26 protein-coding genes are annotated in these 24,473 nt (G+C 33.1%); 8 read left to right on the top strand and 18 right to left on the bottom strand.

Annotated features, from left to right (window positions below):
* The first annotated feature begins 92 nt into the window (after positions 1-92).
* Positions 93-317 carry an IS1 family transposase gene (locus Q0912_RS17100; RefSeq protein WP_366125141.1) on the top strand — a complete coding sequence of 75 codons (225 nt, stop codon included), beginning with the start codon at positions 93-95 and terminating at the stop codon, positions 315-317.
* A gap of 258 nt (positions 318-575) precedes the next feature.
* On the opposite strand, the gene Q0912_RS17095 is transcribed toward Q0912_RS17100, so the two are convergent.
* Positions 576-1,520 carry a nicotinic acid mononucleotide adenyltransferase gene (locus Q0912_RS17095; RefSeq protein WP_299117404.1) on the bottom strand — a complete coding sequence of 315 codons (945 nt, stop codon included), beginning with the start codon at positions 1,518-1,520 and terminating at the stop codon, positions 576-578.
* A 212-nt stretch (positions 1,521-1,732) separates the two neighbouring features.
* Here Q0912_RS17095 and Q0912_RS17090 point away from each other — a divergent pair, with 212 nt between their 5' ends.
* Together Q0912_RS17090 and Q0912_RS17085 are read left to right on the top strand one after the other, a co-directional pair.
* Positions 1,733-2,734, top strand: coding sequence for an NAD(P)H-dependent glycerol-3-phosphate dehydrogenase (locus tag Q0912_RS17090; protein ID WP_299117402.1), 1,002 nt, complete (start codon positions 1,733-1,735; stop codon positions 2,732-2,734).
* Between the two features lie 10 nt (positions 2,735-2,744).
* Complete coding sequence (locus Q0912_RS17085; protein WP_299117401.1) at positions 2,745-3,341, top strand: RDD family protein; 597 nt, start codon at positions 2,745-2,747, stop codon at positions 3,339-3,341.
* Between the two features lie 31 nt (positions 3,342-3,372).
* Here the strand turns inward: Q0912_RS17085 and Q0912_RS17080 are convergent, their stop codons facing one another.
* Complete coding sequence (locus tag Q0912_RS17080; protein WP_299117399.1) at positions 3,373-3,768, bottom strand: hypothetical protein; 396 nt, start codon at positions 3,766-3,768, stop codon at positions 3,373-3,375.
* 128 nt (positions 3,769-3,896) lie between these two features.
* Here Q0912_RS17080 and Q0912_RS17075 point away from each other — a divergent pair, with 128 nt between their 5' ends.
* Positions 3,897-4,298 (top strand): hypothetical protein, encoded by a 402-nt coding sequence (locus Q0912_RS17075; RefSeq protein ID WP_299117396.1) that lies wholly within the window; start codon positions 3,897-3,899, stop codon positions 4,296-4,298.
* Positions 4,299-4,606: 308 nt separating this feature from the next.
* Here Q0912_RS17075 and pheS read toward each other — a convergent pair whose 3' ends face one another.
* Together pheS and Q0912_RS17065 are read right to left on the bottom strand one after the other, a co-directional pair.
* Positions 4,607-5,626, bottom strand: coding sequence for a phenylalanine--tRNA ligase subunit alpha (gene pheS, locus Q0912_RS17070; RefSeq protein ID WP_299117394.1), 1,020 nt, complete (start codon positions 5,624-5,626; stop codon positions 4,607-4,609).
* 56 nt (positions 5,627-5,682) lie between these two features.
* The gene (locus tag Q0912_RS17065) at positions 5,683-6,039 is read right to left on the bottom strand and encodes a hypothetical protein (protein ID WP_299117392.1); all 357 of its coding nucleotides are present in this window, start codon (positions 6,037-6,039) and stop codon (positions 5,683-5,685) included.
* A gap of 70 nt (positions 6,040-6,109) precedes the next feature.
* Here Q0912_RS17065 and Q0912_RS17060 point away from each other — a divergent pair, with 70 nt between their 5' ends.
* On the top strand, positions 6,110-6,628 hold the full coding sequence (locus Q0912_RS17060) for a CvpA family protein (RefSeq protein WP_299117390.1): 519 nt from the start codon (positions 6,110-6,112) through the stop codon (positions 6,626-6,628).
* 52 nt (positions 6,629-6,680) lie between these two features.
* Here Q0912_RS17060 and Q0912_RS17055 read toward each other — a convergent pair whose 3' ends face one another.
* The 14 genes from Q0912_RS17055 to Q0912_RS16990 all read right to left on the bottom strand — a co-directional run bounded on the left by Q0912_RS17055 (position 6,681) and on the right by Q0912_RS16990 (position 22,037).
* Positions 6,681-7,310 carry a carbonic anhydrase family protein gene (locus Q0912_RS17055; RefSeq protein ID WP_299117388.1) on the bottom strand — a complete coding sequence of 210 codons (630 nt, stop codon included), beginning with the start codon at positions 7,308-7,310 and terminating at the stop codon, positions 6,681-6,683.
* A gap of 17 nt (positions 7,311-7,327) precedes the next feature.
* On the bottom strand, positions 7,328-9,190 hold the full coding sequence (locus Q0912_RS17050; protein ID WP_299117386.1) for a SulP family inorganic anion transporter: 1,863 nt from the start codon (positions 9,188-9,190) through the stop codon (positions 7,328-7,330).
* 91 nt (positions 9,191-9,281) lie between these two features.
* On the bottom strand, positions 9,282-10,064 hold the full coding sequence (locus Q0912_RS17045; protein ID WP_299117384.1) for a universal stress protein: 783 nt from the start codon (positions 10,062-10,064) through the stop codon (positions 9,282-9,284).
* A 10-nt stretch (positions 10,065-10,074) separates the two neighbouring features.
* On the bottom strand, positions 10,075-11,667 hold the full coding sequence (locus tag Q0912_RS17040; protein ID WP_299117382.1) for a SulP family inorganic anion transporter: 1,593 nt from the start codon (positions 11,665-11,667) through the stop codon (positions 10,075-10,077).
* 103 nt (positions 11,668-11,770) lie between these two features.
* Complete coding sequence (locus Q0912_RS17035; RefSeq protein ID WP_299117380.1) at positions 11,771-12,013, bottom strand: hypothetical protein; 243 nt, start codon at positions 12,011-12,013, stop codon at positions 11,771-11,773.
* 101 nt (positions 12,014-12,114) lie between these two features.
* Positions 12,115-12,873, bottom strand: a complete 759-nt coding sequence (locus Q0912_RS17030; protein ID WP_299117377.1) for an SH3 domain-containing protein — start codon at positions 12,871-12,873, stop codon at positions 12,115-12,117.
* Positions 12,873-14,642 (bottom strand): BatD family protein, encoded by a 1,770-nt coding sequence (locus Q0912_RS17025; protein ID WP_299117375.1) that lies wholly within the window; start codon positions 14,640-14,642, stop codon positions 12,873-12,875. The genes Q0912_RS17030 and Q0912_RS17025 overlap by 1 nt, the downstream gene beginning before the upstream one ends.
* Before the next feature lie 98 nt (positions 14,643-14,740).
* Complete coding sequence (locus Q0912_RS17020) at positions 14,741-15,571, bottom strand: tetratricopeptide repeat protein (protein ID WP_299117373.1); 831 nt, start codon at positions 15,569-15,571, stop codon at positions 14,741-14,743.
* A gap of 59 nt (positions 15,572-15,630) precedes the next feature.
* Complete coding sequence (locus tag Q0912_RS17015; protein WP_299117410.1) at positions 15,631-16,668, bottom strand: VWA domain-containing protein; 1,038 nt, start codon at positions 16,666-16,668, stop codon at positions 15,631-15,633.
* Entirely contained in the window at positions 16,661-17,665 is a 1,005-nt protein-coding gene (locus tag Q0912_RS17010) for a VWA domain-containing protein (protein WP_299117371.1), read from the bottom strand. The genes Q0912_RS17015 and Q0912_RS17010 overlap by 8 nt, the downstream gene beginning before the upstream one ends.
* Positions 17,665-19,347, bottom strand: a complete 1,683-nt coding sequence (locus Q0912_RS17005; RefSeq protein ID WP_299117369.1) for a hypothetical protein — start codon at positions 19,345-19,347, stop codon at positions 17,665-17,667. Before Q0912_RS17005 ends, Q0912_RS17010 begins: the two co-directional genes overlap by 1 nt.
* A gap of 16 nt (positions 19,348-19,363) precedes the next feature.
* Positions 19,364-20,230, bottom strand: coding sequence for a DUF58 domain-containing protein (locus Q0912_RS17000; RefSeq protein ID WP_299117367.1), 867 nt, complete (start codon positions 20,228-20,230; stop codon positions 19,364-19,366).
* Between the two features lie 74 nt (positions 20,231-20,304).
* Positions 20,305-21,306 (bottom strand): MoxR family ATPase, encoded by a 1,002-nt coding sequence (locus Q0912_RS16995; RefSeq protein ID WP_299117365.1) that lies wholly within the window; start codon positions 21,304-21,306, stop codon positions 20,305-20,307.
* Between the two features lie 161 nt (positions 21,307-21,467).
* The gene (locus tag Q0912_RS16990; RefSeq protein WP_299117363.1) at positions 21,468-22,037 is read right to left on the bottom strand and encodes a DUF4382 domain-containing protein; all 570 of its coding nucleotides are present in this window, start codon (positions 22,035-22,037) and stop codon (positions 21,468-21,470) included.
* Between the two features lie 104 nt (positions 22,038-22,141).
* Here Q0912_RS16990 and Q0912_RS16985 point away from each other — a divergent pair, with 104 nt between their 5' ends.
* Genes Q0912_RS16985 through Q0912_RS16975 form a run of 3 tightly spaced genes read left to right on the top strand, consistent with a single transcriptional unit; the run spans position 22,142 to position 24,442 of the window.
* Positions 22,142-23,005, top strand: a complete 864-nt coding sequence (locus Q0912_RS16985; protein ID WP_299117361.1) for an aldo/keto reductase — start codon at positions 22,142-22,144, stop codon at positions 23,003-23,005.
* Between the two features lie 52 nt (positions 23,006-23,057).
* Positions 23,058-23,816: an SDR family NAD(P)-dependent oxidoreductase gene (locus tag Q0912_RS16980; protein WP_299117359.1), complete on the top strand. Its 759-nt coding sequence runs from the start codon at positions 23,058-23,060 to the stop codon at positions 23,814-23,816.
* Positions 23,813-24,442 (top strand): hypothetical protein, encoded by a 630-nt coding sequence (locus Q0912_RS16975; protein WP_299117357.1) that lies wholly within the window; start codon positions 23,813-23,815, stop codon positions 24,440-24,442. Before Q0912_RS16980 ends, Q0912_RS16975 begins: the two co-directional genes overlap by 4 nt.
* Positions 24,443-24,473: the final 31 nt, after the last annotated feature.

The following is a 24,473-nucleotide window of genomic DNA, read 5'->3' as shown; positions in this document are numbered from 1 at the left end:
AAAAATTTAGCTTAAATTAGTAAAACTTCTCGCTTAAATTTCTAACAGAAAAGTTCAACTTTATTTGAAGACATACACCAATAATCAATAAATTGTTATTGCTAAAACCAAACAGGATTTACACAGATGGATTGAATATCTATCCTGGTATGATTCCTGAAGTAATTCATAAACAGTTTCAATACTGTACTAATATAATTGAGCGACATAATCTAACGCTTAGAACACATATTAAAAGATTAAGTAGAAAAACGATTTGTTTTTCTAAGAGCAAGATCTATCTTGAAGCACATCTGAAAATTTATTTTTGGGGATAGTACTGTTTCTAATGAGTTCTTGATTTATATTGTAGGAAATTAGCTGTATTTAAGATGCCGCTAGTGTTAAACAAAAAAGACCGTGAGTATAAGTGCTAACACCCGCTGGTGCTTTCATAATTCCGTTAATTGCAGCACTATTATTTTCTCAAGTTGTTGGCTTTATATAAGGGGCATTTAATCATTAAGTTACAAAAGAAAAACGCCCAGTCAACAAGTATCGACTGAGCGTTTTGAAACTAAATAACCAACCAAAATTTAGCTCCTTGTATGTTCTCTAGGGTTGTCTACCTTAGGCGTTTTTTGCTTACGCTTTTTAGGCATTTCTTTCTTTTCAGTAATCTTGCCTTGCGTATCAGAACTTCTGTAATAAGCGATGTAGCCACGTCCTTCAAATTCATAGACTGTACCAGAATTTGCATGGAACAACTCTATAGTTCCGTCATTAATAACGCTAAGTTCAAAGAATTCATTGTCAAAGAAATCATAATCTAATGTTAATGTTTTTAGATACCTATTTCTTATAACATCTCCTACACCATAAACTCCTGTGTAATCCCAGTAAATAGCGTTTGGATTGTTTACATTTATATCTTGTGAGCTTCTAAATGTAGAATCGTTTCCGCCAGATAAAAACTGTAAATAGTTTTCGTTGTCAAATTCATTTAAAGCACCAAAATCACTTGTATAGACTTTTTCCCAGGCTTCATACTCCTGTAAGAAATAGTGAATGTTATCATAGAACACAAAATCATAATCAAAACCAGAACGTTGATAGCCATCTAAAAAATAGGACGTATCATTAAAAGGATTGTAAAGCTCAATAGTATGGTTATCTATTTGGTAAACATCAAAAGACGCAAACCCATCAACCACGTGATTAATATCCAAGACCATGTTATAGGTGTCGTAGTTTCCTATTTGTACTCCCAATCCACCACCTTGACTACCAATACCCACTAAATTGTTATTAGCGTATACGCGACCATTATTAAAGCTTAGTGTAAAAGCAATCTGCAAAAATGGAGTTTCACCATAACCTTGGGTGGCATTAATATCTACATACCACAAATCGTAAGATTGCAGCAATTGGTTTAATGAAATTGTCGGACCATTGTCATTAATATTTATTTCTTCCGTATAACACGAAGTAAATAATGTGGCACTGAGTGCAAATCCTAGTAGTAATTTTATCGTCTTCATAATCTAACAGTTTTAGGGTTATTACTTTTATAATTTCAAAACGTATGCCAAAGTCAGAAAAACAGATTTGCTCTAAGCTTGGCTAAACATAATCTAAACCTTGTAAAGTATATGAAACAAAGCATTTAGACTACGCTCAGCGTGATACAATAACTTCATTTATCTTCTATAAAATTTGCTTATTTTTGGATGACTTAAACGAAACTATTTCTATGAGTGACACCAAAAAATATGCGGTCTTTGGAGCAGGAAGTTGGGCAACTGCCATTGTAAAAATGCTTTGCGAAAACTTAGATGAGGTTGGCTGGTACATGCGTAGTGTTTATGCGAAGGAACACATTTTAAAAGAGAAGCATAATCCAAGTTATTTAAGCTCTGTTGAGTTTCATACAGAACAATTAAAACTCAGTAATAATATTGATGAAATTGCAGAATGGGCAGATGTGCTCATTTTTGTAATTCCATCGGCTTTTATGCATACTGAATTAGAAAAGTTATCGACTGATATTAGCAATAAAGTTGTGGTGTCTGCTGTAAAAGGGATTATACCAGAATCTGGATTATTAGTAGGAGAGCATTTTCATGATATTTATAAAATTCCTTTTAAGAATATTGCTGTTATTGCTGGGCCATGCCACGCAGAAGAGGTGGCTTTAGAACGCTTATCTTATCTTACTATTTCTTGTGCTGATGCAAACAAAGCTCAAGCTTTAGCTAACAACTTATCGAGTAGATATATAAAAACTAAGATTAGTGATGATATTATCGGAGTAGAGTATGCGGTAATGCTCAAAAACATCTATGCAATTGCAGCCGGAATTGCACATGGTTTAGGTTATGGAGATAATTTTCAGAGTGTACTTATGAGTAATGCCATTAGAGAAATGAAACGCTTTATCAAAAAAATGCATAAGATGAAGCGCAATATTAATAACTCTGCGTATTTAGGAGATTTATTAGTAACCGGTTATTCTGTATTTTCCCGAAACAGAATGTTTGGTAATATGATAGGCAAAGGTTACACGGTTAAATCTGCCCAGATGGAAATGAACATGATTGCCGAAGGGTATTATGCTGCTAAAAGTGCATATTTATTAAATGAAAAAAACCTTAAAAAGACAAAGCTACCTATAATAAATGCGGTTTATGCTGTACTTTATGAAAATAAGAACCCCAAAAAGGTATTTAAAAAACTGACGGAGAAGTTAGATTGATTTGTGGCATATGAAGATTACAAACGAGATATATACAAATCTAAACTTAGCTAATGAGAATGATAGAGGCGATAATCTCATAATTGATTTTGTCATTTCCTCATTACTCGGTGTTCTTGTTGCATGGTTGACTTTTTATGATTTGATTTCTGCAATTGCAGTTTATTATATTGTGCGATTTTTTTATTACTTCATTTTTGAAATGTATACTGGTCGTACGCTTGGAAAGTATCAAACCCAAACCATGGTCATTGATAAGGACGGATATATTCCTTCAAAGATTCAATTAATTATAAGGACTTTAAGCAGATTTGTCAGTGTGTTTTCTGGAATTAGTGATGATGAAAAAGCTATTCATGACTATACCTCTAATACGTTTGTTATTAAAGATAAAAAATTAAAGAAAATCGAATTCAAGCAACCTCTGATTTTCCTTTTTCATCAAACCATATTGGTTTACTTCGCTTATTATTTTTATGACAAACCTAGACAGGCATTCATTGATGTTTTTGTACTAGTATTATTAATTCTAGCTATTTTGAGTGGTTTTGTAATGATTTTTAGAAAACTTTCAAGAAATAGCAGCACTGATAACTCCGCAAACTAGTTGATTTTATAATTCTTTTGACAGCAACTATTTACTTCACCAAAACACCTTTTAACTGCATTAAAGGTAGGTTCTGCAAAGCCTTTTCATTGATAGTGTTTTTTCTAAACAGATAAGTTTTATCAAACATTTGGTTGCCTTCAAAAAAAGTAACCTTAAATGAATTATTGAGCTCTAGGACTTTTTCCTGCAAGTACTCAATCTTAGCATAACTTCTTGCTGGCAGTGTTGCAATGGTATGCCGCATTGGAGGTGTCATCTTAGTTTCAGATGTTCCTTGAGATACAATAAGAACTGTATCTAGATCTACATCACTATTATTAATGATATAGGCATTCCAATCTTGCGTTTTGTATTCTAAATGCTCTTCTTGCACAACTGCAATATGTACATCTTTAACTTCTGGAATTCGGATATCTTTTTTCATTTTATGCTGAACTTGATTCAGTATCTCCCTGCGAAAGCAGGAATATGTTTATGTTAATTATAAATTAAATACAAAAGTATGAAAAGTGAATTCTTTAATTTAGAAACTCATTATCAAAAACAGCAACAATGAAACTCAAATTACTCTCTCTAGTTTTACTTTTCTGTTATATAGGTTATAGTCAAACCAACGAAAAAATTACCACAATAGAAACTGTAGAGATTTTAAATAATAGTACAGATGAAGCTGTCTATTATTTTCAAAACAACTGGAAACAACTAAGAGTTAAAGCAGTTAATAAAGGGTATATCCATTCTTATCAGTTATTGAAAACCTCATATAATGAAGAGACACCCTTTCATTTAATTTTAATCACAACCTATTCAAATAAAAAGCAGTTTGAAAAACGTGAAGCTCATTTTAGAGAACTCATAGAAGCTAGTGGTGACTTAAAACTACTAAGTAAGAAAGAACCCTCCGAGTTCAGAAAATCAGTGTTTAGCGTTGAAGGTGCTAAACATTTAGAGTAACATATAGAGATTCAATCTTTGGTTCTTAAATATATAATTATAAACTGAAGGAATCCAAAAATCCAATATAACGGAAACCTGAGATATGTGTAAAGCATATTGAATGCATCATCACCTGGTTGACTATGTAACTTTATTTCTATAAACATAGATACAGATGGTAATAGAAAACCAAAAAGGATTGAAAATATAATTGGAAAAATACAGCTACTTGAATTTGGAAATTTTCTAATTACAATATTAAGTACAACTAAAATTAAAAAAATTACAACATCAAAATATCCAAAATATAAATGAAAATCATTCAATTATAGTGCAGACTTAAACTGTTCTAAAAACCTAACGTCATTTTCACTCAACAATCTAATATCACTAATTTGATTGAGTAACATCGCAATACGATCGATACCCATTCCAAAAGCAAAACCAGAATATTCTTTAGAGTCAATACCACAGTTTTCTAAGACATTAGGATCTACCATACCACAGCCCATAATCTCCAGCCAACCTGTACCTTTAGTGATTTTATAATCGGTTTCTGTTTCAAGTCCCCAATAGACATCCACTTCGGCACTTGGTTCAGTAAATGGGAAATACGATGGGCGCAACCTAATTTTAGACTTGCCAAACATCTCAGTAGTAAAATATTGAAGTGTTTGTTTTAAATCAGCAAAACTGACGTCTTTATCTATATATAACCCTTCAACCTGATGAAAAAAACAGTGCGAACGCGCAGAAATAGCTTCATTTCTATACACACGACCTGGTGAAATCGTACGAATAGGAGGTTTATGGTTTTCCATATAACGTACCTGTACAGAGCTGGTATGTGTACGTAATAAAATATCAGGATTGGTCTGAATAAAAAAGGTGTCCTGCATATCACGAGCAGGATGGTATTCAGGTAAATTCAATGCTGTAAAGTTATGCCAATCGTCTTCAATCTCAGGCCCTTCACTAACATTAAAACCAATACGCGAAAAAATATCAATAATCTGATTTTTAACAATAGAAATTGGATGGCGTGCTCCTAAGGTAATAGGCTCTCCTGGTCGCGATAGATCTCCATAAATACCCTTGTTATCTTCTTTGCCTTCGAGCTCTTCTTTTAAAGCATTAACCTTATCTTCAGCAGTTTTCTTGAGCTGATTTATGGTTTGCCCAAATTCTTTCTTGTGCTCGTTGGCTACATTTTTAAACTCAGCAAAATACTGTTTTAATAAACCTTTAGATCCTAAATATTTAATACGGAAAGCCTCAACCTCTTCCTTAGATTGTGTAGTAAATACTTCGGCTTCTGCAATGAGTTCTTTTAACTTATCTATCATTTTACGCTGAATTTATTTCAGTACCTTTCTTTTCAAGACCGCAAATTTAAAAAATCTTAGTCGATATACTCTGTTTCAACAAAATAGTTGACAATGGCTTCTTTCATTAATACACTTTGTTCGCCAGCCTTGAGGTGAGGTAATTGTTCCTTTACCTTATAATGTGGCCAACCATCGTCATCAACAAAATCAAATTCATAAAAACCATAAGGCTCTAACAGTTTACATATTGCTATATGCATAAGGTCTAATTTATGGTCTTTTTTGTATGTTCTGTGTATTTGTCCTAGTTCCTGAACACCAATTAGATATATAATAGCATCTAAATCTAATCGGTCGCCATCAGCAAACTGACTAGAAAGTTTTTCTACTACCAGCTCCCATCGTTCTTTTAATTGTTTGTCTCTAGCCATAATTTATCAAACACTATCTACGTTATAGAATTAGCAAAGTTAATTTATATTTGCTAAAACCGCTAGTATTATGAGTATCATTGATATTGTTTTAGGAGCCTTGTTATTATTTGGATTAGTAAGAGGAGCCATGAAAGGTCTTTTTGTAGAGGTCGCTTCTTTAGTTGCCTTAGTTTTGGGTGTATATGGAGCCATTCACTTCAGTGGATTTGCTGCCGAAGTATTAGAATCTAAAGTCGATTGGAGCCCAAAAACGATCAATATTGTTGCGTTTGCAATCACTTTTGTTATTATTGTTTTAGCGATAAGCCTTGCAGGAAAAGCACTAACAAAACTTGCAGACTTTGCAGCATTAGGAATCATTAATAAATTGGCTGGTGGTATTTTTGGGACACTTAAGATTGGTCTAATTTTAAGTGTTTTACTTATAGTTTTTAATAAATTGAATAATACACTTCCATTTATGGAAAAAGAAGATTTGGAAGAAAGTATGCTCTATAAACCTGTAAAGTCTTTAGCGCCTATGATTTTTCCTAATCTTATAAAAAGTGATGTGGATCAAGAAGAAAACCCAGAAAGCAAAGCATAAAAAGAGCCACAAAATAGTGGCTTTTTTATAGTAGACGTATTTAATACATACTCTAAAGCATTTCTACTTTCCCGGTATGAAGGCTATAGACTCCACCAACGATAGAGATCTCACCATGGTCTTCCATCTCCTTTAATATTGGGCTTTTAATTCTAATACGGTCTATTGTCAACTTTACATTGTTTTCTACTGTTTTTGCAACAAAAGCTTTATTAGAAGAATTTGCTTCTCCTTCTACTTCTTCAGCAGATTGATGTACGGCAGGTAAAATATTACTTAATAAATGTGTAATATTTCCTAGTTCTACACCATCACAGGCTGCTTTTACTGCACCACAAGACTCATGACCTAATACTAACACTAATTTACTCCCAGCAACTTTGCATGAGTATTCCAGACTTCCCAAAATATCAGCATTTTCAAAATTACCAGCCACTCTGGCAACAAAAATATCACCAATTGCCTGATCTAATACAGTTTCTACAGGTACGCGAGAATCTATACAAGATAGGACAACGGCTTTTGGATATTGACCATTTGTAGTTTGGTTTACAAGGGCAGCATTATCAGCTCCTTCGGGTGTTCCGTTTATAAATCGTTCATTACCTTCTAATAAATCTTGTAACACGCTATTTGGTGTTAAAGCACTTTGTACATCTTTTGTGATTGCTGTATTTTTCATATTAGTCTTATTTTATATTAATATTTGTCTTCTACATTTGTTTTAATCCAATGTAGACTGGATTCAAAATCTGTAAATATATGTTCATTTGGAATAAAATCTGGAATTATATCTATACGCTCCATCATATATCGAGGTTGTTTAAGTAAACCAACAAACAAAGCTTCAACATCTTTTTGTTTTAGATCCTGTAACATATCTTCCATAGCATAGAGACCAGATTGATCCATATATTGCATACGGTCTAACCTCATAATAACTATAGATGCTGTATCAGGAATCTGTTGCGCCAAAGCCTGAAAATCGCTTGTTGATCCAAAAAACAACGGTCCTTTAATGTGTTTTACAAAAACTTCTTCTTTTAAATTGATAGGAAAATCACCTTCATCAGCCCATGCTTCCTCTTTCAGTGATTTTACATCAGATCGTTCTGCGGTTAAATCACCTATCTTTTTCATAAACATTAATGAGGCGATAACTAAACCAATACCAACGGCATATACTAAATCCCATACAGAGGATAAAACCAAGACAACAAGCATAATTAAAACCTCAGAGCTTAATTTTAATGGTCCTATTTTAATATCTTTTGGCATTGCTGGGATAGCACGTAAACCTTTGTAATCCATAACTCCAATACCAACGGTAATTAATATGCCTGCTAAAACAGCAGCAGGGATTTTAGAAGCTAATGGTGCTATGGCCAAAAGAATAATAAACAATAAAACACCCGCAATCATACCCGATAATTTTGTTTTACCTCCAGAATTGATATTTACTACTGTACGGATAGTTGCTCCTGCACCAGGAATCCCCCCAAATAATGCTGCAATACTGTTCCCAATACCCTGTCCTACTAATTCTTTATTAGGCATGTGCTTGGTCTTTGTCATATTATCTGCAACAATACTTGTTAATAAGGAGTCAATGGCTCCTAATAAAGCCAATGCCAATGCAGTAAAAATATAGGGTTTAATACTTGCTAAATTAAAATTGGTAAAGATTTCTGACTTAAACTCAGGAAGGCCTTGAGGAATTTGAGGTATAGGTCTATAGTCTAGATTCGCTAAAATAGCTACCGTAGACATCACAATTAATGCTACTAAAGTACTAGGCACTTTAGTGGTAATTTTTTTGAAGCCATATATAATAACTATGGTAAAAAGTGCTAAAACCAGCTCTAACCAATTAATATTTTTTAATGCTCTAGGTAAAACTTTAATTGCACCCAAAACACCAGAAGCATTTTTTGCTGCTAGTGTTTGTGACTCCTTTAATATATCTGCCTGAGTAATTTTTTCTGCTCTAGAAATAGTTTCCTTAAAATCTTCTAAGACTAAAATGTCTTCTGCAGCTTCTTCTTTTAAAATATTTTCTAAAATAACTTCTTCTGCTTGTGGTTTGAACTTCTCAACATAATCGACATCTTCTTTAGGGTAATAACCAATTGAAGGTAAAATTTGTGTCACCAAAATAATAACACCAATAGCTGTCATAAAACCTGAAACTACAGGGTAAGGTATATAGCGTATGTATTTACCCAGGCCAATAGCACCTAAACCTATTTGCATTAATCCGGCGAGCAAAAAGACGGTTAGAATCGCAGGAAGGGCTTTCTCAACACTACCATCATTGGTAGCTATAATACCAGCAATAATGACCATGCTCACTGCTGTCATTGGCGCAGTTGGCCCAGAAATTTGAGTATTTGTACCACCAAAAAGTGCTGCAAAAAAGCTTATAAAAATAGCACCATATAACCCAGCACTTGGTCCAAGCCCAGAGGATACACCAAATGCTAAAGCGAGTGGAAGTGCTACAATACCTGCTGTTATACCGCCAAAAGCGTCACCTTTTATATTTGAGAAAAAATTCTTCATGCATTATATTTAACGAAGTATCTAAGTAGCTAAATTTAGCGATAAAAAATTAGAATTTTAACTTCAAGGTAGCTGTGGTTTATCATTGCTGTTAAGTGACTAATAATGAGACTTCAACTTTATCGATGAGGTCTTTTGTATAGGCCTCTTTTGTGTGTTTTGTCTGTCTATCGAGATATAAAAGGTTTATATTATTTTTAGATATATAACCAGATAATGTACCAACAACACCTGGGCTGTCCTTAAAAACATATTCTATTATGTTTTTCTCATTATCAGTTGTTTTTATTTTATTGGTATTAGAGTTCCCTATTTTGAACGCTTTTAAAGGAACTTCAGTACTATCAATCAAACTTTTTGTTAGGTCTTTGTTAAAAGCTTCTTCAAAGTCATTAAGGGCACCAATAGATAATTGCGAATCAAAGTCAATAATATTATCTTTTGATGCGATCATAACCGCACCTTTATAATGTTTAAGAATATAATCGGTTACATTATCACCTATAAAATTTAATACTTTAGGTTTTCTTTTTCCTAATACAACTATATCTGGTTTTAGTGCGTTTATACGTTTTTCAATTTCACTTTTAACATTACCTATAGCATATTTGTGTTTGATATTAATATCATAATCTAATAATACAGGATCTAATAATTGTTTTATCTTTTTATCTGTAGCAATAAATTGTCTGTTTATATTACGCTTAGCCGATAATTGACTATCACTATTTACAATATCTGTTGGTTTTGTAACATGAAAAAACTCAATAGAGCCATTAATCATTTTCGCCAAGCCTATAGTGTTTTTAAGTGTAACTTGGGTTGACTCTTTTAAATCTGATAGAACTAAAATTTTATATTTTCTGTCTTTCATAATTCAATTTTTAATCGGGTTTTGGTCTTAATTTAAAAAACTCAATAAAGCTCTCAGGGTTTTCTACAATACCTCTCTCAGAAATTAGTTTTATGTCTATATTTCGTTCTTTCGCTTTAAATGCAAAATCATCAAGAATTTCAATAATATCATTATCTAAATATCTGGTTTCTCTAACATCTAACTCAAGATAAGTATCAATTGGTAAGCTATCTAACTCTTTTAAAATTGCACCTTTATTAAAGAATGTTACCTCTTCTGCTAGTGTCATTTTAATTTTGTGCTTTCCATTACTTTTATCTTCAATATGGAGAAAGTGAGAGTTTTGGTAACTCTTTATAAGAATAACTACGATACCTACGGCTAGCCCCATACCAATTCCGGTTAATAAATCTGTAAATACAATACCTGCAACAGTAACAATAAATGGTATAAATTGTTTCCATCCTAATTCATACATCTTTTTAAACAATGTTGGCTTTGCCAATTTATATCCTACAATGAATAGAACAGCGGCCAAAACCGATAATGGTATATAATTTAGAATATGTGGAATAGTAATTACAGAGATTAATAATAAAAACCCATGAATAATAGCACTTGATTTTGAGCGCCCTCCTGATTGAATATTGGCAGAACTACGAACAATAACTTGAGTAATAGGGAGACCACCAATTAAGCCAGACACAATATTGCCAGTACCTTGAGCTAATAATTCTCGATTGGTTGGCGTTACTCTTTTTTGAGGATCTAACTTATCTGTAGCTTCAACGCATAAGAGGGTTTCTAATGAAGCTACTAATGCAATAGTAAATCCGGTTATTATAACGTCAGTCCTTGTAATAACTTCAAAATTAGGAAAAGCAAGTTGAGCTTTTATATCAGAAAAACTTTCAGGGACAGGTACAGATACTAAATGATCAGCGCTAAGGGATAAGCTTGAATCTCTTGTGAGTAAAAAATAGACAATACCAGCTACTACAGCAACTAAAGGCCCTTGTACAAGTTTAAAAAATTTGCCTTTATCACTGAGCACATTACTCCATAAAATAAGTATTGTTATAGCAATAAGCGCTATAATAGTAGCACCTTTATCAAAATTACCGCTTAGTAAAGCATTTAAAGCTTTTAATAATTCGGTAAAAGTATTTTCGCCATCTATCTGTAAAAATGCAAAGTCCCCTTCAGGATTTTTATCGATTCCGAAGAAATAAGGTATTTGCTTTAATATAATAATGATACCAATTCCTGTAAGCATCCCTTTAATAACAGATGACGGGAAGTAGTAACCGATAATTCCGAGTCTTAATACTCCAAAGGCTATTTGAATTATACCTCCCAATACTACTGCAACTAAAAAGTTTTCCCAACCTCCTAGTGCTGTGATAGCAGTTAATACAATAGCTGCGAGTCCAGCAGCTGGACCACTAACGCCAATTTGAGATCCACTTAAAAACCCTACAATAATACCACCTATAATACCAGCAATTAAGCCTGAAAATAATGGAGCTCCACTAGCTAAAGCGATTCCTAAACATAAAGGGAGTGCTACAAAGAAGACAACTATACTTGCAGGTATGTCGTTTTTTAATGTTTTAAACATAATATAAAAGATTGCGTCTTAGGAAAACCGTCCTAAAACAGAATTAATGATTTAGACCATTACACGAGTTATTGGTCATTAGTAATAAAAAAAAGGAGTTATGCTAAATTCTCTCTGGAGGTGGAGAAATTAAATTGAGGTGTGGCTTGGAGTACTTTTTATAAGTATAGCCATCACTATCTGTTTTTAGATTATCTAAAAAGTAATTTTCTAAATCCAGTGATACATCTTCAAGTAAAAGTTTAACACCTTCCTTTTCTTCTTCTTCATTAATGTTAAAGAAGATCGATGTATCAAAAGAGTTGTCTAATGATGCAATTACGGTTGGTGCACTTATTATTGACATGAATAGTATCATGAAAAAAAGTGCTAAGTTTTTTTTCGAAATCATAGGTTGTGCTAAAACAAATATAACACTTTTGAAACATACTACCCTGTTAATAAGTTCTAAAAAGCTTTCAATAATTTAATATCCTTTGATGAAATCCACCCTGTAGAATTATCTGCTAATTGAATTTTATACCAATCTTCATAGCTGTCCAAAACTTGTACTTTAGTGCCTTCATGCAGACGAAACACTTCTTCAGAATTTTTATTGGGATCAGTTTTTACTCTACTTTCTTGGGCAAATACAATAGCGGGATTGTCTTTTTTATTTAAATGCTCTTTTTGAAATGCCATAAGTACAGAAAAGCAAGCAAGCAATAAGCCCACAATACTTGTAATAAAAGCAATTCGCTTTTTTGATGTGTTATAAGAAAAATGATACATTAAAAACAGTAATACAAATACAAAGACACCACTAATAGCAAGTTTTGCCCAAGTATCAGTACTAAAGGTGTTTATTACGTTTTTAATGATTTTAGAAAAACCAACTTCTGGTACTTTATCAATAGCATCGATAGTCATTTTTTGAGCAAAAGACAAGTTGTCTTTTATTACGTCATCATTAGGGTTAAGTAGAAGTGCTTTTTCATAATAGAAAATACTTGGTGCTATATTATTGAGTTTATAGTTAGCATTTGCCAGATTATAGTATAATTCTGAAGAGTGTACACCAGAATCTAATATAGATAAATAGCTATCAATGGCTTCGGCATATTTTCCTTCATTATATAAAGTGTTAGCATTCTCAAAACGCTTGTCGCTTTGAGAAAACCCAAAAAGATTACAACAACATAATAACATAAAAATAAATGGCTTCATTATTTTATTTGTTTGTCGATTAATGAAATGGTTTTTGCAGCCTTATCATAATCATTTTGCATAGTAACTTGAGTTATTGGTGTATAACGCGCCAATTCGCAGTTTTCTAAAATTGAAATAAAATCTAATATTACAGCATTATCCACTTTTCGTTTTAAAAGTAATGTTTCAATTTTTTCTTTGTTGAAGTCACTGGTTTCAATATGTAACTTAGCTTTTAAGTAATTATGAAGGGCTCGCTCCAGAGACTCATAGAATGTTTCTTTCTGTCCTAAGTTTTTCTTAGCCTCACTTAAATATTTCCGAGCTAGTTTGTCTGCTTTTCTAATACGATTACCCTGCACATCTGCATTGCGTTCGTCTTTTTTCTTTCTAATTATAATTGCTAACGGAATTGCCAAAAACGGTAATAATAATAAGAACCAAAACCCCTTAGATTTAAAAAACGGCGTATTTTTTATACTAGAGAAATTAGTTGCTGTTTTTATAAAGGCAAAAGCATTGGTATTTGGTCTAACGGTTTGCTTTGAGGCATTAGTTGTAGATGTATTATTTGTACTTGCAGCTGTAGGTCCCTCTAAAACATTAATTACTATTTCATCTGAGGTAATACGCTTATAGCTTTCTGTTTTTAGGTCAAAGTAAGAAAACGAAATAGGTGGTAGGGGATATTTTCCACGATATTGCGGTACTATAGTGTAAGTATCTGAAATACGACCTTGCATACCACTTAAATTAGTACGTACATTTTCCCTGTGTTCTGGTTCATAAACCTCTAAGGAGCTCGGAGTGGTTAGCTTAGGAAGTTCAAAGAGCTTTAGATTTCCTTTTCCAGTGACTTCAATTTTTGCCTGAAGCGATTCTGTAGCGTCTAACTCTGTTTTTGAGGTCGTTACTTTAAATAAAAAATCGCCAACTGCACCTTTAAAGTCAGATGGTTTTTCTTGTTCTGGTAATGCTTTTACATTTATGGTTCTACTACCAGCCGTTACTGTCTTGGGCACTTTGGTCATTATTGCACGACCAAAAATATCAGCCCTGCCAGTGGGTACCTCTACAGTAATATCTAAAACCAACGGTTCAATTTTTAATTTTCCTGTTTTTTGAGGATAAAGGACTGTTTTTCTAAGTACAACATAGCGATATTCTTCTCCCTTGTATAACCCCTTTTGAATATTAAGCCCTTTAATTTCTATATTTTGACTCCAAAAATCGTTATATCTGGGATTGTCTTTTTCTCTCCAATTACTTACTCCAGTTTCTGGTGAAACGTATAGCTTATAAACCACTGTAAATCCTTCATTTAAGTATGGGTTGGTTTTAGAAACTTCAGCAACCAAATGAATATTCTCTGAGGCAATTTCTGATGCTCCCGGAGGAGCGTTTGGTCGGTCTACAGCAGCTGTAACATTAACAGTTACTGGAAATGTTTTATAGACTTCTCCATCAATCTCAATTGTGGCTTGCTTAATAGTTAGTTTACCACGTTTTTTAGGAGCTAAAAAATAACTGTAAGTTTTTAGATAAGACTTTTTTCCATTTGCATAAGAATTCATTAAAGATGTATTTGGTCCACCTACTACGGTAAAATCTTTAAAACTTGGTGGTACAAAATTGTCCCCATCTTTATTCATTTCAAAATCTATACGCAAACGCTCATTAACGCCCAATTTTTTCTTACTGACTTTAGCTTCAAATTTTACCTGAGCAGAAGCTATACCTGTTACAAGTAATATAAATATTATTAATATGTGTTTTGCGAATTTCATTACATGTTCTACTATACCTGCTGGTTTAGACTAAGGCTTTTATAGCTATCACAATCTTGCAAGATGCAGAAATCGGAATACTGTTATTATCAGCTGAATTACCAATCTTTTTCAGTTTTTACCTTTGCTCCTTTTTGCTTTTCAGCGTTCATCTTTTCTTGTACTTTTTGTTCTTGATTTTGCATAGCCTCAAGTATATTCTTTATTTGTTGTGGTGACATTTGCCCAGGTTTTGGCTTTGGTTTTTGGTTTTTCTTGTCTTTTTTATCATCACCTTTACCATCCTTTTTATCATCTTTAGGTTTTCCTTTTTCGTCTTCTTCTTTGTCTCCTTCTTTTTTGTCTTTATCCCCTTCGTCTTTTTTATCTTTTTCGTTCTTGTTTTCGTCTTCTTTCTTTTCTTCGTTTTCTTTATCCTTTTCCTCGTCTTTGTTTTCGTCTTTTTTATCATCCTCGCCACCACCATCTTTTTGCTTTTCTGCGCACTCTTTAGCTAAGGCAAAATTATATCGTGTTTCTTCGTCTGTAGGATTATTTCTCAGAGCACTCTTAAACGCTTCTACAGCTTCTTTACACAATTCATTCTGCATTAAAATGTTACCAATGTTGTGATATGCTCTATGTTTTTCGTCTTTTGTGGTTGCATTCTTGGCTGCTTCCTGGCTTCTAAATAGCGCTTCGTCAAAATTTCCTTTTCTAAAATACGAATGTGCTAAATTATAAGCGCCAACAGCTTTATTTGGTGCTTTAGAAATGGCTTTTCTATATTCCATTTCAGCTTCGACATAATTATCTTCTTCAAGCAGTTCATTAGCATTATATACTAGATTTGTTGCTTTTTTCTCAGCTTTTACTCGTGCTTTATCACCTTCTTGCGAAAACCCAGAAAGCCCTATTAATGTTATATATATTACTAAGTAAAATTTCATGTTTTTGTACTTTAATTTAAAAGTAATAAACCCAATGTTTTATTAGCGTTAAAGAAAATTTAAAAATTTTCATTAAATAAGTTTAGTTTCTTTAACCAAGCTGTTTTACGTTCTAAAAAGAATAAATCTATGAATAACAATAGAATGCCCAAACCTAAAAACCATTGAAACTGGTCTTTAAAATCAGCAATTTGTTTAGATTCAAACTCTTTTTTATCCATTTTGTTAAGTACCTCTTTAATAGCTTCTACGACCTCGGTTGTATTGCTTCCATTAATGTAAACTCCATTGGTTTCCTCTGCTATTTCCTTTAAAGTGGTTTCGTCTAAACGTGTAATAACAGTTTCTCCTTTACTATCTTTTTTGTAATTGAGCACTACACCATTTCGTTTTATTGGTATAGGACCTCCTTTTTTGTCTCCTACCCCTATAGTTAAAATTCTAATCCCTTCTTCATTAGCCTCTTCTGCAATATCAATGGCTTCTCCACCATGGTCTTCACCATCAGAAATAATAATTAATATTCTATTGGTTTGTTCTTCATCATCATAATAGGTTTTTGCCAGTTGAATAGCTTCATGAATAGCTGTACCTTGAGACGACAGCATATCAGTATTCATATTCTGTAAAAACATTTTTGCAGATGCGTAATCTGTTGTAATAGGTAATTGCGGAAAGGCTTTGCCTGCATAGGCAATAATACCAACACGATCACTTGCTAAACTATTAATGATTTGTGTAACCAGTTGTTTTGATTTTTCTAATCGGTTTGGTGCGATATCTTCTGCCAACATACTTTTGGAGACATCTACAGCAAAGACAATATCAACTCCTTGGCTACGTACGGTTTCGAGCTTGGTGCCAATTTTTGGATTTACTAATGCCAGTGACAAGCACGCAAAAGCACTGCTTAGTATCAATATTTTCAATACACTTTTTAGAAGTGATTGATTTGGGCTTAAACGCTTTAATAGAGCCGAGTCTGCAAATTTCTTCTGCGCAGAACGCCTCCATATTTGCAATAAAGCAAATAGTAAAATGATTACTGGAATAGCCAATAACGTCCAAAACCATATTTTTTCATCGAGTCTAAACAAAGCTTCTAAATATTGTATTTCGTAATAGTATTTCAATTAATAATAATAAACCTGCTAATACTACTAAAGGTCTATATTTTTCATCGTAATTGTAATACTTCTTTTCTTCTATCTCGGTCTTTTCGAGCTTATTGATTTCGTTATAAATTTCTGCTAATTTTTTGTTGTTGGTTGCTCTAAAATATTTTCCTCCAGTTACTTCTGCTATTTCTTCTAACAAGTCTTCATCAATTTCTACTTGTTGACGTCCATACCTGAAGGTTCCATTAGGATTAATGGCAATTGGTGATAAAGCCATTCCATTAGTTCCCAGCCCAATGGTGTATACTTTAATACCATACTCTACAGCTAATTCGCTGGCAATTTTAGGATCTATAAATCCAGAATTATTAACACCATCGGTCAGTAGAATAATGACTTTACTCTTTGCTCTACTATCTTTTAATCGGTTTACTGAAGTTGCTAACCCCATACCAATAGCTGTACCACCTTCGATAATTGTATTGTATTTAATATCTCTAAGTGAGCGTTGTACAATAGATTTATCACTGGTAATTGGTGTTTTTGTATAAGCTTCACCAGCATACTCTACCAAACCTATTCTATCATTAGGTCTACCATCTATAAAATCTGCTGCAACTTCCTTTAGTGCCTCTAAACGATTTGGTCGTAAATCTTTAGCTAACATACTTGCTGAAACATCTATAGACATCACAATATCTATACCTCGTGTAGTTTTAGTTTTTGTAGAAACATCTACAGTTCTAGGTCTTGCTAATGCTGTAATTAATAAGGCTAAAGCGATGAGACGCAAAGCAAAAAGCACATGTCTAAACCTTGACCAAAACGATGAGGTGGTTTTAAACCCTTTAATGCTAGATATTTTTAGTTCTGCTGTTTGTTTGTTGTGTTTAAAGACATACCAAGCTATGGCTATTGGCAAAAGCAATAGAAACCAAAACAATTCTCTATTTAAAAATTCTATATTCTCAAACATTATTTTTCGTCTTCTTCTTGGATTTCATCAGGAAGAACTTCTATTGAGTTTATAACACGTTCTACGATTTCATCCGCATAATCGTCGTCTGATTTCCACTTAATTATGATTTGTTGCATTACTTCTTCAGCAATAAAATGGAAGATAGCATACTCACCATCAATTAATTCATCTGATCCGAGGATGCTGAATTTCATTGTTCCGTATGTCTTTGAGCCATCTGCGCCATTAGGTGTAATAAATTGCTCTCCTTTTACTACAATATCTTTTGCTCCGCTTTCTTCGAGCTTTTTTATTGCAGCTTCTGGTGCTTGTTTAAACTCTATGGTACTTTCCTTATTTAGCTTATTGGTTGTGCTGATATTGATATAAAACCAATTCATAACACTTGTATATTGGAAAACAGTCATGTTAATGCTGTCCTTAAGGTGGGCTGGGATTTCTGGTTCGTAACGTTGTAATACTTTTGGTGTTTCAACCCAAACTGGGGGATAACCATATGCGCTCTCTACCCAATCGCCTTCTAGTAATTCTTTACTTTCATGACCAATAATCGTATCTTTTACATAACCAAAACCGTATTTAATACCAAAGCCTATAAATGTGGCAATGAGTAGGAATAAAGAAATCGCTACAGTTAAAATAATTTTGCGGCGCTTCTTTTTACGTTCTTGTGCTTCTTTATACTGCTGATCTAATAGTTTCTCTTCTTCAGTAGGTTCTGGCAGGCACGCTTTTAAACTTTCTATTTCTTTTTCAATGGTTGATCTATCCATTTCAATAAGTGCAGTATCTGGTGCAGATTTAGCAAATTTTACTAAATCAGCTCGCTTTAAAATAGTTTCGAGATTATTCAAAGTCTCTTTAGAAAAGTCGAATTGATTACCTTCTTTTAATAGCTGTAATCTTGAGATCAATTCGTCTGTTGTACTTTCTAGCGAACGGTCATAAACTTTTTCATCGAGATACTTTCTTATGACTAGTGTTAGTTCTGAATAATATTCTTTAACCTCAGAGCGTATTAAATATTGACTCTCATCTAATTTTTGCAGAGCTAATTTTGCACGATCATAAGGCGGTAACAGTGCTATCTCTTCTTCTTCTGTTAATGGTTTTTGTCTCCATATAAACCACCATAATAAAAAAGCGACTAGCGCAATAGCAACTAATGTTCCTAGTAACCATTTCCACCAATTACTTCCACTTTTTTCAACCTCTATTATAGGCTTAATATCATAGAGCTTTTGTTTAGTAGTATCTACTTCTATGGTATTGACATCTATTCGAAGAGAATCTGTAAAAAACAGTTTTTCGTCTATTATAATTTTTTGTCTAGGAATGGTATATGAACCCGAATCAAACTGTGTAAGCTTATATACCCGAGATAATAAAAACTTAGTATCTTTTTTAGTGGTATCAATGTCTAGAGCTTCAACAGCTTCCAGAGGCGTAAATGTTTGTCCTTCAGGAAATACAACCAGTGCAGACGAATCGACTTCGACTTTTATTTTATAATTGATTTGTTCTCCAATTCGGATTTTAGTTGTATCAACTTCAGTTTTAACTTGAGAAAAAGAGTAAAAAGAACATAGAAAAAAGAAGAAAGCACATAGTCTAATAATTGATGACCTGTAAGGGAAACCAAAAGGTATTATGTTCTCAAATCTATAATTAGTATTCATATAATCTAAAATCCTTTTATCCTCTTCGTTTAAAATAGCCCAATAACTTCTTCACATAACTTTCGTCTACGCGGCAATCAATTGTACCAGCTCCCGATTTAGTAAAACTGTCTTTAAAATAGTTGACTTTATCATTGTAAAATTTTCTATATCCCAATCTTACTTTTTTTGAAGCGGTGTTCACTAACATTAATTCACCTGTTTCTTCATCTTCCATTTGTACCATTCCAATATTAGGAATCATCTCTTCGTGCTTGTCATATATTCTTATACCTGTAATATCGTGCCGTCCTGAGGCTATTTTTAAGGTTTGCTTATAATCATCTGCAATGAAATCGGACAGTACAAATACAATCGCTTTCTTTTTCATCACATTTGACAAAAACTTAAGCGCTTGAGCTATGTCTGTATTTTTACTTTTAGGCTTAAATTCTAATAATTCTCTAATAATCCTTAATACATGCGAACGTCCCTTTTTTGGGGGAATGTAAAGTTCAATATCGTCTGAAAATAAGATTAAACCTATTTTGTCATTATTTTGAGTTGCTGAGAACGCTAGAGTTGCTGCTATTTCTGTAACAATTTCATCTTTGAACTGATTTTTAGTTCCGAAGAGCTTACTGCCAGAAACATCTGCCATGAGCATCATGGTTAGCTCACGCTCTTCCTCAAAAACTTTTATGTAAGGTTCATTATATCGTGCAGTAACATTCCAATCGATATTCCTTACATCATCACCATATTGGTATTGACGAACTTCTGAAAAAGTCATACCACGACCCTTGAAAGTCGAGTGGTATTCGCCTCCAAATATATGATCAGACAGACGACGTGTCTTAATCTCTATTTTTCGTACTTTTTTAAGAAGTTCTTTGGTGTCCATGTTTCAATTTTCGATTGAAGATTGTTGATTGACGATCTCTTAAATCGTTATTCGTTATTCTAAAACCTAAAATCTTATGGTACTTCGATTTCGTTTACAATTTTATTGATAATATCTTCTGAAGTTACATTCTCTGCTTCAGCTTCATAAGTAATACCAATTCTGTGGCGTAATACATCATGTACTACAGCTCTTACATCTTCAGGTATAACGTAGCCTCTTCGCTTAATGAATGCATAACATTTTGCTGCAGTTGCTAAGTTGATACTACCACGAGGTGAAGCTCCAAATGAAATTAAGGCTTTTAAATCTCCAAGTTTATATTTCTCAGGGTAACGAGTTGCAAAAATGATATCCAGAATGTACTTTTCAATTTTCTCATCCATGTAAACTTCTCTAACTGCTTCTTGTGCACTTAGAATTTGTTTAATAGAGACCACAGGATTTACCATTTCATAAGCTCCTTTTAAGTTGGCTCTAACAATAAGCTGCTCTTCGTCAATTTTTGGATAATCAATAACTGTTTTTAGCATAAAACGATCTACCTGAGCTTCAGGTAAAGGATAGGTTCCTTCTTGCTCAACGGGATTCTGAGTTGCCATTACCAAAAACGGCTTATCTAAAATAAAAGTTTCGTCACCAATAGTGACTTGCTTTTCTTGCATAGCTTCTAATAAAGCTGATTGCACTTTGGCTGGAGCTCTATTAATCTCATCTGCTAAGACAAAATTGGCGAAAATAGGTCCCTTTTTTATGGTGAAATCATTTTCCTTGATATTGTAAATTAAAGTACCTATAACGTCTGCAGGTAATAAATCTGGGGTAAACTGTATTCTACTAAAACTTGCTTCAATAGCTTTAGATAAGGTGTTAATTGCTAAGGTTTTTGCCAGACCAGGAACACCTTCTAATAAAATATGACCTTGCCCAAGTAAGCCTATCAATAAACGTTCTACCATGTGCTTTTGACCAACAATAACCTTATTCATTTCTAAGGTTAAAAGGTCAACAAACGCACTTTCTTTTTCTATCTTTTCATTAATTGATTTAATGTCAATTGTACTCGTTTCTTCCATATGTTTTAAGGTTTATATATAAAACCATTATTAGGGTTCTTTAAGAAGTGCAAAATGTTAAAATTATTCGGTAGTTGCTGTTAACAATTGGTTAAAAAAATAAAGAGCAAAAACGATTATTGTGTTGCCCTTTTTTATTGATTAATTATGGATTATGTTAATTAATATTCAAATTGTCGTATTGCAGTGTATAATTTTGGGTTTAATATCATCATGTTTTGGTCTTCATCAAAATGGATAGATTCATCTATATCTAAATCAATTACAAACTCATAGGTTTTATTTGCTAAAAGCTCAGTTCTTATCAAATTTGATGGTGTAGCATTACCTAAATTTGAAACATCTAGACTCATAAGCAGTCCATTAAGATCTATAAAATTATTATCACCGAGTACCAATCGTATTTTATGAACAAAAGTAGGCTCAATTTTTATGTGATCAACTAATAATAATGGATCAGCTTCATTTAAAGTGCATGCATTATGTGTGCCTTGGTTAATTATATTTAAGCTCATCCAAGCATTTGGCAAGTCTTCATTTTCTTTTACTTTAAGCTGTACATCTTCAATATCTATAAATACTTTATTGAGTTGACCTATAGTACTTTTTAATTTTACCGTAATATTGGCAGCAGCTTCAGAATTGCTTATATCGTCTTTAGTACAACTGGTAAAACAAACGAAAAAAAGTAGTATATAAAGTAGTGCTTTTGTAGCCTGTAAATGTTTCATGATTTGGGCAATGGAATAATTACATAACAAGAATACTATATTCCTTATGTTTTGAGTATTTTTATACACCAATTGCAGAAAAACCGATATAAACTGAAAAAAAAGTGACATATTCTCGATTAATTGCAGGTACAATGACCTGGGGAAGTTGGGGTAAACAACTCTCAAAAAAAGAAATGGTCGCTTTAATGCACCACTGTATTTCTAATAACATTACAACCTTTGACCATGCTGATATTTATGGCGCCTATACTACAGAGGCTGATTTTGGAAAGGCTTTTATGGATTCTGGAGTAAAGCGTGAAGACATTCAACTTATTTCTAAATGTGGTATTCAATATATGTGCGATGATAGAGATAATAAGGTAAAGCACTATGATTATAGTAAAGATTACATCATCTGGTCAGTTGAAGCGTCCTTAAAAAACCTTGAAACCGAATATCTGGATTTACTCTTGTTACATAGACCAAGTCCGTTAATGGTAGCTGAAGAAATTGCAGAAGCGATTACCATTTTAAAGAAACAAGGAAAAATCAAAGATTTTGGGGTATCCAACTTCACAGCGCCTCAAATGGATATGATTGGTTTGCGCATGGATATCGATGTTAATCAAATAGAATTTTCATTGACGCAACATTCTGCCATGCATGATGGTACACTAGATTATATGACAACTTGTGGTATAAAACCTATGGCGTGGTCTCCTTTGGGTTCAGTTTTTAGGGAAGATAACGAGCAAACCAGACGTATTCACAAGCAATTGGGTGAGTTAATGAATAAGTACAATGCCACTGAAGATCAGTTATTATTAGCATGGATATTAAAACATCCTGCAGGTATTCATCCCGTAATAGGAACAACAAATAAAGAACGTTTGACTCAAGCAGTAGAAGCAGCAAATATTGATCTCGAACTAGAAGATTGGTTTTTAATCTTAGTTGCTGGTCAAGGACATAAAGTACCTTAGAAAGGTCCATCTCAACCCTCTCCATGAGAAAGGGCTTTTAAACTGACATAAAATGAATAAAAGAAAAGTTGCACTAATAACTGGAGCTACCAGCGGAATAGGTAGAGCCACTGCAGAAGAATTTGCAAAGCATGGTATTAACCTAATCTTGTGTGGCCGCAGACAACAACGGCTGGATAGTATTGAGAAAACCCTCTCAAAACAAACCGAAGTGTATACTCTAAACTTTGATGTACGTAATAGAGAAAAAACTCTGGAATCTATAACGTCCTTACCTGAGGAATTTAAAGATATTGATATCCTAATTAATAATGCTGGTAATGCACATGGTTTAGATCCAATACAATCGGGTAATCTAGATGACTGGGATGCTATGATGGACATTAATGTAAAAGGGTTGCTCTATGTAAGTAAGGCCGTAATTCCTGGAATGACCGAGCGGCAATCTGGGCATATTATAAATATTGGCTCGTCTGCAGGCAAGGAAGTTTATCCAAACGGTAATGTATATTGTGGAAGTAAACATGCTGTTTTAGCTATAACAGAAGGTATGCGTATTGACTTAAACCCATTTGGAATAAAAGTTACCGCCATAAACCCTGGTTTGGTAGAGACCGAATTTTCTGAAGTTCGTTTTAAAGGAGATGCTATGGCTGATAATGTATATAAAGGTTATAAAGCTTTGCAGGCCGAAGATGTGGCTGAGGTTATTTATTTTGCTATATCGCGACCTGTACATGTTAATATTGCTGATGTGTTGATGTTTTGTACTGCTCAGGCTAGTTCTACTATTGTGAAGAAGTCTCAATGATTACCGAGTTAAAATCTAAGTGGTTCGATTTGTTTTCAAAATACACCGAAGACCAAACCAGAATTGCTGCACTTTGGGATGATCTTTTAAAGCATTATTCTGATAAAAACAGATATTACCATAACCTTTCACACATACAAAATATGCTTTTACAAGCAGAAAGTTTTAGAAATAATATTGAAGATTATGAAGCTTTGATTTTTGCAATTTGGTACCACGATGTTATTTATAAATCTACTAAAAAAGATAACGAAAATAAAAGTGCACTTTTTGCCCAAAAAGCTCTTGGAACTTTAAATTATGAAGAAAAAAGACTAAAAAATATTCAAAATTTGATTATTTCGACCAAAAAGCATGAAATTATTTTAAATAACAATAAGGACAACGCCTACCTTTTAGATTTTGATTTATCTATTCTTGGAAGCGAATGGAATATTTATGAAAATTACACGAAACAAATTAGAAAAGAATATAAGATCTATCCTAATTTTATGTATAGACCAGATCGAAAAAAAGTACTTCAGCATTTTTTAGAACGCAAAACATTGTACTTTACTGAAGCCTATAAAATGAAATTTGAAAATCAGGCTAGAAAGAATTTAAAAAAAGAAATTGAACTACTTTAATAATGAGGTTCCCTCTTTCTAGGGAAATGCA

It is taken from the genome of uncultured Winogradskyella sp. (assembly GCF_947498345.1).
Taxonomy (GTDB): Bacteria; Bacteroidota; Bacteroidia; order Flavobacteriales; family Flavobacteriaceae; genus Winogradskyella.
Note: the sequence above shows the minus strand (reverse complement) of the source record. Positions and strands in the feature narration are given on the sequence as shown.

Coding starts and splice junctions, on each gene's coding strand:
- Q0912_RS17095 (WP_299117404.1), bottom strand. CDS start 1,520: ATGAAGACGATAAAATTACTACTAGGATTTGCACTCAGTGCCACATTA.
- Q0912_RS17090 (WP_299117402.1), top strand. CDS start 1,733: ATGAGTGACACCAAAAAATATGCGGTCTTTGGAGCAGGAAGTTGGGCA.
- Q0912_RS17085 (WP_299117401.1), top strand. CDS start 2,745: ATGAAGATTACAAACGAGATATATACAAATCTAAACTTAGCTAATGAG.
- Q0912_RS17080 (WP_299117399.1), bottom strand. CDS start 3,768: ATGAAAAAAGATATCCGAATTCCAGAAGTTAAAGATGTACATATTGCA.
- Q0912_RS17075 (WP_299117396.1), top strand. CDS start 3,897: ATGAAACTCAAATTACTCTCTCTAGTTTTACTTTTCTGTTATATAGGT.
- pheS (WP_299117394.1), bottom strand. CDS start 5,626: ATGATAGATAAGTTAAAAGAACTCATTGCAGAAGCCGAAGTATTTACT.
- Q0912_RS17065 (WP_299117392.1), bottom strand. CDS start 6,039: ATGGCTAGAGACAAACAATTAAAAGAACGATGGGAGCTGGTAGTAGAA.
- Q0912_RS17060 (WP_299117390.1), top strand. CDS start 6,110: ATGAGTATCATTGATATTGTTTTAGGAGCCTTGTTATTATTTGGATTA.
- Q0912_RS17055 (WP_299117388.1), bottom strand. CDS start 7,310: ATGAAAAATACAGCAATCACAAAAGATGTACAAAGTGCTTTAACACCA.
- Q0912_RS17050 (WP_299117386.1), bottom strand. CDS start 9,190: ATGAAGAATTTTTTCTCAAATATAAAAGGTGACGCTTTTGGCGGTATA.
- Q0912_RS17045 (WP_299117384.1), bottom strand. CDS start 10,064: ATGAAAGACAGAAAATATAAAATTTTAGTTCTATCAGATTTAAAAGAG.
- Q0912_RS17040 (WP_299117382.1), bottom strand. CDS start 11,667: ATGTTTAAAACATTAAAAAACGACATACCTGCAAGTATAGTTGTCTTC.
- Q0912_RS17035 (WP_299117380.1), bottom strand. CDS start 12,013: ATGTCAATAATAAGTGCACCAACCGTAATTGCATCATTAGACAACTCT.
- Q0912_RS17030 (WP_299117377.1), bottom strand. CDS start 12,873: ATGAAGCCATTTATTTTTATGTTATTATGTTGTTGTAATCTTTTTGGG.
- Q0912_RS17025 (WP_299117375.1), bottom strand. CDS start 14,642: ATGAAATTCGCAAAACACATATTAATAATATTTATATTACTTGTAACA.
- Q0912_RS17020 (WP_299117373.1), bottom strand. CDS start 15,571: ATGAAATTTTACTTAGTAATATATATAACATTAATAGGGCTTTCTGGG.
- Q0912_RS17010 (WP_299117371.1), bottom strand. CDS start 17,665: ATGTTTGAGAATATAGAATTTTTAAATAGAGAATTGTTTTGGTTTCTA.
- Q0912_RS17005 (WP_299117369.1), bottom strand. CDS start 19,347: ATGAATACTAATTATAGATTTGAGAACATAATACCTTTTGGTTTCCCT.
- Q0912_RS17000 (WP_299117367.1), bottom strand. CDS start 20,230: ATGGACACCAAAGAACTTCTTAAAAAAGTACGAAAAATAGAGATTAAG.
- Q0912_RS16995 (WP_299117365.1), bottom strand. CDS start 21,306: ATGGAAGAAACGAGTACAATTGACATTAAATCAATTAATGAAAAGATA.
- Q0912_RS16990 (WP_299117363.1), bottom strand. CDS start 22,037: ATGAAACATTTACAGGCTACAAAAGCACTACTTTATATACTACTTTTT.
- Q0912_RS16980 (WP_299117359.1), top strand. CDS start 23,058: ATGAATAAAAGAAAAGTTGCACTAATAACTGGAGCTACCAGCGGAATA.
- Q0912_RS16975 (WP_299117357.1), top strand. CDS start 23,813: ATGATTACCGAGTTAAAATCTAAGTGGTTCGATTTGTTTTCAAAATAC.